The sequence below is a fragment of the Vibrio sp. 10N.239.312.D08 genome, from assembly GCF_041466145.1.
Classification (GTDB): Bacteria; Pseudomonadota; Gammaproteobacteria; order Enterobacterales; family Vibrionaceae; genus Vibrio; species Vibrio crassostreae_C.
The window spans coordinates 1-6,476 of the sequence record NZ_JBFSSD010000087.1 but is presented as its reverse complement, the minus strand read 5'-3'; the positions used below and the strand labels follow the sequence as shown (position 1 = coordinate 6,476).

The window sequence follows — 6,476 nt, the reverse complement described above, 5'->3', positions numbered from 1 at the left end:
ACGTCATCAATAGACAACCAGAGCATTAAGATTCTGTTACCTTAGCTAGGATTCACCTGCGCAACAAAGAACGGCTCCTAATCGGGAGCCGTTCTTGTGTCTAAATCTCAGTTCGCACTAAGTGACGTTACGTTAAATAAGTTGAAGCTCAACATAAACTCATGAGTAAAAGGCTCTAGCTCCTTCTGGGCGTGTTTTAAATCTTTTGTGTAGCCACATCCATGCTGGAATGTCTCTCTCAATCATTTTTTCAATTTCTTGGTTAAGCACAGCTGCTGCATTCAAAGGGTCACGTCTCTTTATGCTGTGACTTAAATCCTGACCAATATGAAGGGTGTAACCATTTTCATCAAAAACAGTTACACCTGAGATTACCGCACAACCAGTTGAATCAATCAACATACTAGATCCTGATGTAGTAGCGGCCTCTTTAACGGAGAAGAAAGGAGCAAAAACTGAGTTTGCCTGACCATAGTCATGGTCAGGTAAATACCAAAGCCTTCCTCCGCCTTTGAGTACCTTTATCATTGTTCTTAAATCTTTTCGATCAACCATCTTGTGCCCAAACCGAGTTCGCCCTCTATGCTGAACAAATTCATATGCTGGATTGGAGTTGGGACGATACACTCCGTACCCTTTACAAAATTGACTAAAAATACGAGCCGTTAGTTCCAAATTCAGATGGTGAGTGCATAAAATCAGAACACCTCTTTCTCCCTGCTCATTTATATTTTCTTGACCTTGAGTTGACGAGATTTGACTAATTCTCCACTTAGGCCAAAACCAAGCCATACCTGTTTCTATAAGAGCCATACCTGTATATTTAAAATTTGACAATACCAACCTTTCATAAACAACTTCGGATTGTCCAGGGAAACAAAGTCGAAAGTTTTCTTTTGCCACTTGGTAACGCCTCTTAAGAATCCTCATAGCCACCAAGCCTATGCTATTTCCAATAAGACGTAGGAGAAAGTATGGAAAAATATTTACAACCAGAGCAAGTAAAGCAAAACCAAGCCAAACTCCCCAGTATCTGGGATGGAGTAATGTGATTGAAAATTTAGGGGAAGAAATAATATTCATAAGACAAAGAGTTAAATGTATAGAGAGCCATCTATACATTTCCATGCTCAAAATGGCAAGTTACATAAGCATCAACAGGGCAAGCTAACAAAATCGGTGTTTATTATTCCTATTATGTTCAATCGCGTGACTCCGTTACGAAGAACGGCTCCCAATCGGGAGCCGTTCTTGTGTCTAAATTCGATTTGTAGTGGCTACTGCCAATCCATCTTCAACTCTTTATGTTTAGATGCACAATCTTTCAAATAAAGATTCATTAAGTTCTGGTAAGGAACTCCATTCTTGTCTGAAAGCTCTTTGAAGTAGCTAATAACATCTTCATCTAATCTTATCGTTATCTGCTTCTTTGATTTTTTCACATAAGGGTTAGCTACTGAGTTAGAAAAATCATACTGTTCACGCATAACGGCAATCCTCATATTGTTTTCGTTCTCGTTTCTCTGCTTTTCTGGCTGATATAATTCTGATTTTCTCATCATCCCCACGATAGCAATGACAAACAACCAAAGTATTGTATTCCTCACTTACGCCTAAAATAATGAAACGCTCTTCACCAAATGAACTGTCTGGATCTGGAATAACACGGGCAAACTCATCATAAAAAACTGACTGAGCCTCATGAAAGGTAACACCATGTTTTCTTCTGTTCGTTTCAGCTTTGTTGGGATCCCATTGAAAATTTAAGTAAGACATATCACAACCATAACTACATCGTAATTATATTGTAGTTAAAATCAAAGGAAATAGAAACCGAAGTTCTCCGCGGAAAGGTGATTTCCTTGTGTTAAAGGTCGCTTAAGAATGAGGTTCAACTTCTCAAAAATCGGTGTGTATTATTCCTGTAATGTTCACGCAGAACCGAAAGTTTCCATGGGTGGATCACGAGATAGTTCAAGGTAGAATTCAACTCGTCCGAACCACTTATTTCAACCCGACCTAGCATTCAACTCGTCCGGAAAAGAACAAAAATCACGTGACTTCGTAACCTACAATTTCACTGTGAAATTTTTCATAAGCGTGACTCTGTAACAAAGAACGGCTCCCGATTGGGAGCCGTTCTTACTTTAATTCCTTACCCAACCACAGTCTTCATCCGTAGGCTTCTCAAAGCAGTTTTCTAAAATCAAGTCTAATTTTTTAGAGGCTAATGCAGAGCAATAATGCTCACAAAGAGATTCAAATGCGGCATCTTCTGAACTACGTCCCGTATCATTCTTAGAGATCCACTGTTCAAAAGACCTTTTTACAAGCTCAATGTCTTGCTGTAGTTCCTGAGCACTCTTCCAAATATCAGTTAGAACTTCAACCTTTGTACCAACCATAATTTGCACCCTAATGATTTTTCAAAAGCGAAGTATATGATGAATTTGAGGTGTTCATTATTCCTATTATGGTAAATAGCAAACTTTGCTATCAAAAACGCGCCTCAGAGCCCCTCAAGCGCTCTTAGTAAAGATTTTGGACACTTGATCAAGGCGATATGCTTCCATAACGCCTTGTAAGTTTGTGACGCTTTTCGAGGGAATATAAAGCAAATTCTAGGTGGTTACGTTTGAACTCAGAATCGATGGAAAACACTCTTTTCCATAACTTTCTAAGAATCAATCATATGGATTGATATCTAATAAATCTGTTTTGGATAGCTCTGTGTATACCTCTTTTATTTTCTCTCTGTCTATTCGATGTGAATCAATTTGCTCTCTGTCTATGCGATATGAATCTTGGTAATGACCCTTGCTAATATCTAACTCTCTTAGAGCGTTTTGTTTTTCTATTTGTAGAGATTCGTTTATTTCCAACAAAGCATCGTTTTGTTTTTGAAGCAGGTGATAATGATTTTTAAAGCGCCTATGAATGCTTTCAACTTCATACCTGACATTTTGCATAAACGCCCCACCTTCAAGCGTATGATCTTGATATTTAGCATAAAATTCCAGCTGTTTGTTTTTTGTTTCTAATTGAATTTCAAGCTCTTTAATTCTTTGGTCTTGCTTTGAACGATGCTTTTCGTAGTTATCAATCACATAGTTAGCATATTGCCTTAACGTTTCTTTGTTATACCCACCAATAAGACCAATCTCATGAGCCTCTACATGCCTCTCTAAGCGCTCATTCTCTGTTTTTGACATCACTGTATAGTTTTGCCTGATTGGAGTATGAGTGGCCTTGCTGTGTCGCAATCCTCGCTGAATACCAAGTGAAGAAACAGCTTCTGCTGCTTCACTTTGCAACTCGACCAAGGCTTTTCGATTAAACATATTTTTCGCATCAAGAACGTTTACTGTTCTGTACTTATCCTTGCCTCGAATCTTTCGTTCTTTCTGTACGAGCGGAGTAATAATCGCGTGCATGTGTGGCGTGGATTCATCCAAATGCAGATCAACACGGACTAAGTTATCGCCATATCTATTTTTCAAAAAAACGAGATTAGCATCGCGCCAAACCTCCATTTTCTTCTGGTCAAACACACCGGTATCTAATGGGTCATCACGAAAATATTCAGGACTCGCAGACAAAACCATTTCGATGGCTATCGTCGATGCATTTTTTCCTGACTCAATGACCAGGGCTTTTTGATCTCGAATACGAGAAAAGACCAAATCATCGATGTTTCCCGAATCGATAAAAACCTCATTGAGAACACTTTTTTCAGTGTGGGCATTATCAGGTTTGTACTCTCTTTGATTGTGCTTTTTCGCTCCAGAAATATTGGAACATTTGAGTTTTTGAATTCGTAAAGACACTTGAGACATTGGCGATCCTTTGCTTCGCAGAACTCACACCGCTAACCCAAACGTAGTGCAGGACAAGTTAGCGGTATAGTGAATGTATACCCCTTTCATTTGAAAAGAATTAAGGGCGGATTCTATCAATTTGGACTAATAAATGAGGCTTGGCAAAGGGATTTTTAAGGAGGTATGAGGAGAAAAAATCTAGAGATAGAGCTCTGATTTACTAATAGATATTTATGAATATTTAATCATTGTTTTATGAATAACTATTAGATCCTTTATTAAATTTAAATATCATGTTTTTAGAGTGATTTCAAAACGTAGAGATGAAAGTGAGATGTTTGAGAACTGACGCGCTTCGCTTGTCGGATTGGCAAAATCTCTACATGCAAGCATGTAGCAGCTCTCACCAATCTTAATTAATCACTCTAAGTGACAACGTGGCGATATACGCTTGAGTGGAGGGAGTATTTTGATTTGTGTATAGGGGGTCTATCCCTAGGCTGTTGACCTAAAGATATAAGTTTGACCACCATTACACAAATTCGTCTATACGCCGTCGTTTCGGTCGTACCCGTCAATGCGGCTAGAGTCATAATACTGCTCTAACTCGACAACTAAACTCTGTATTGAGCACCATTCGCCTGTTGCCGACTGAGACCTTAATACCGCATGGGTGTCTTAGCGTGTTGGTTTAGGCTGCTTGTGTGAATGGTCAATCCCGCGACTTATGGAATCACTTCCATTGTCTTTCTCAAGCTAGAATACAATCTTGCCGAACGATTCAATACCGGACAAACGTAACGCTAGGAATTAACCACTGCACGATAGTTTCAATCCACAACCAAAAGGTTTTCGGTAAGGGTTATAAACAAAATTGCAGTTAAGAGGGATGACTTGAAGTGCGCTATATTGAATGTGCCACCCTACATGGGCTACAATCTCAATACTGGTGCAATCCACTGAGCTTTAACAACTCAATGCATCTTGGAATCATTAGCCTTGCAGGGCTTTTAATTCTGTTGGTGACAGCTCATTCTACCTAGCTATCATCACAACTTAACCCTTGTAGAATAGTTATCTAACGATTCTCGATCAAGAGGTTATGGCTACAAAATGCGTAAGCGTGATGTAGTGACCGCATTTTTATGTGGTCGCCCCCATTCAAAAAGGCAGCCCTAGGGCTGCCTTTTTTCGTTTCATTACCATCTAAGAGCTTGGTTCGCACTAAGTGCCGTTATGGTAAATCGCTAGCTTCTCCTTCCTTTTTGTGAGTTAATATTGACTCACAAAAAGGAAGGAGAAGTAATCAAGATGAAGATTTCATATACTCACCCAGAGACAGAAAACAGGACATCCATTACGCTAAATGATCGCATTATTCGGCTATGGGCGATTGTGAATCATATCGAAGTTGTTGTAGATGAAGTGCCAACGGATGACTTCCTCTACGATGAAAACGTAATGAAACTCCTAAAAGTTTGGCTGAATGAGCACCATGAAGAGTTTCTCAAAGGAACGAACAATTTTCCGACCTTTGTTAGCTATTTTGAAAACATCATTCTACTCGAAGTGGAACATCGTTTAACTCGCCCATGACGCAGTAACGAAAAAGGCCGCCTAGATAGGCGACCTTTTTGAGTTCGTAGAAAGTGCAGTTACGTTAAATAGACCACCTACGTACAACGGATGTTATTGAAAATCTATATCTTCATTTTCAATACTAACTTTAGTTCGAGTATTAATGAGATTAATAAGTATGATTGACCGAGCATCACCACCTGATTCATAAAACACTGCCTCAACACCAGAAAACTGCCCTCGTTTTATTTTTATCACATCACCGCACTTGTTTTTTTTTTGCTCAACATTAGCCTTTACCGTCAGATTTTCAAGACTAGTAATTAAACTAGCATCAACTTCAATGGGCACATTTCCTTTACGCACAAAATCAACCACTCCACGAGTAGAGCGAATCGATGTGAATGAAGGGCCTATTTCATAATCAAATTGTATAAAAATATAAGACGGGAACAGAGGCTCTGTAGAGGATATTATTTTCCCCTTTTTCATTTTATTCACTCTAAACTTAGGGTAATAACAATCAACACCTTGGTTTTTCAAATGAATCTCAGCTCTCATTTGTTCATGCCTCTTACAATATAAGAGGTACCAAGCTTTCATTAATGACACCCATTGCTTTAACGTTTATTTAACATACATTAAAATACATCACAGCCAATAGCCAATAGCCAATAAGAAAGTATCATGGTCTTTAGTTTTCATTGCCCAAATTGCAAACAAGAAAGAATCGTCTGTCACATAAAGAGAACCTTTCTAGAAAGAAACATATCGTATCGAAAAGCAACCAAATACCAATGCCAGCACTGCCTTCACATATTTTTTATTTAAATTAAAAATAGCAACGTCAGAAACAGAGAAAGTAATCTCACCCCATTACGAATAACGCCCCCCAAAAGGGAAGCGTCCATGTGTCTAAATCTAGGTGATCACTAAGTGGCGTTACGTTAAACAAGGGGAAAATGTACACGTCTTAAATCTGAACTATACTCATAAAGCAGCAATGATACGTTTTTATTCCTTTGACAAAAAAGCCTCCGAATTAAAAGGCATTTATCTAACAACGTCATCAATAGACAA

The 6,476-nt window shown here is 38.7% G+C and carries 7 protein-coding genes; 1 reads left to right on the top strand and 6 read right to left on the bottom strand.

What is annotated here, in order from left to right; genetic code table 11:
- Positions 1–159 precede the first annotated feature (159 nt).
- The 5 genes from lpxL to mobV form a co-directional block, all read right to left on the bottom strand.
- Positions 160–1,083, bottom strand: coding sequence for an LpxL/LpxP family Kdo(2)-lipid IV(A) lauroyl/palmitoleoyl acyltransferase (lpxL, locus tag AB6D58_RS24015; RefSeq protein WP_102457271.1), 924 nt, complete (start codon positions 1,081–1,083; stop codon positions 160–162).
- A 194-nt stretch (positions 1,084–1,277) separates the two neighbouring features.
- On the bottom strand, positions 1,278–1,487 hold the full coding sequence (locus tag AB6D58_RS24010; RefSeq protein ID WP_076653982.1) for a BrnA antitoxin family protein: 210 nt from the start codon (positions 1,485–1,487) through the stop codon (positions 1,278–1,280).
- Positions 1,480–1,776, bottom strand: a complete 297-nt coding sequence (locus AB6D58_RS24005) for a BrnT family toxin (protein WP_102457269.1) — start codon at positions 1,774–1,776, stop codon at positions 1,480–1,482. Before AB6D58_RS24005 ends, AB6D58_RS24010 begins: the two co-directional genes overlap by 8 nt.
- 371 nt (positions 1,777–2,147) lie before the next feature.
- Positions 2,148–2,405: a hypothetical protein gene (locus tag AB6D58_RS24000; RefSeq protein ID WP_102457268.1), complete on the bottom strand. Its 258-nt coding sequence runs from the start codon at positions 2,403–2,405 to the stop codon at positions 2,148–2,150.
- Between the two features lie 279 nt (positions 2,406–2,684).
- Positions 2,685–3,836, bottom strand: a complete 1,152-nt coding sequence (mobV, locus tag AB6D58_RS23995; RefSeq protein WP_372111896.1) for a MobV family relaxase — start codon at positions 3,834–3,836, stop codon at positions 2,685–2,687.
- Positions 3,837–5,129: 1,293 nt separating this feature from the next.
- Between mobV and AB6D58_RS23990 the strand changes: the two genes are divergently transcribed.
- Positions 5,130–5,414, top strand: a complete 285-nt coding sequence (locus AB6D58_RS23990) for a hypothetical protein (RefSeq protein WP_108188474.1) — start codon at positions 5,130–5,132, stop codon at positions 5,412–5,414.
- A 93-nt stretch (positions 5,415–5,507) separates the two neighbouring features.
- Here AB6D58_RS23990 and rfaH read toward each other — a convergent pair whose 3' ends face one another.
- Positions 5,508–5,999, bottom strand: coding sequence for a transcription/translation regulatory transformer protein RfaH (rfaH, locus tag AB6D58_RS23985; RefSeq protein ID WP_017091014.1), 492 nt, complete (start codon positions 5,997–5,999; stop codon positions 5,508–5,510).
- Positions 6,000–6,476: the final 477 nt, after the last annotated feature.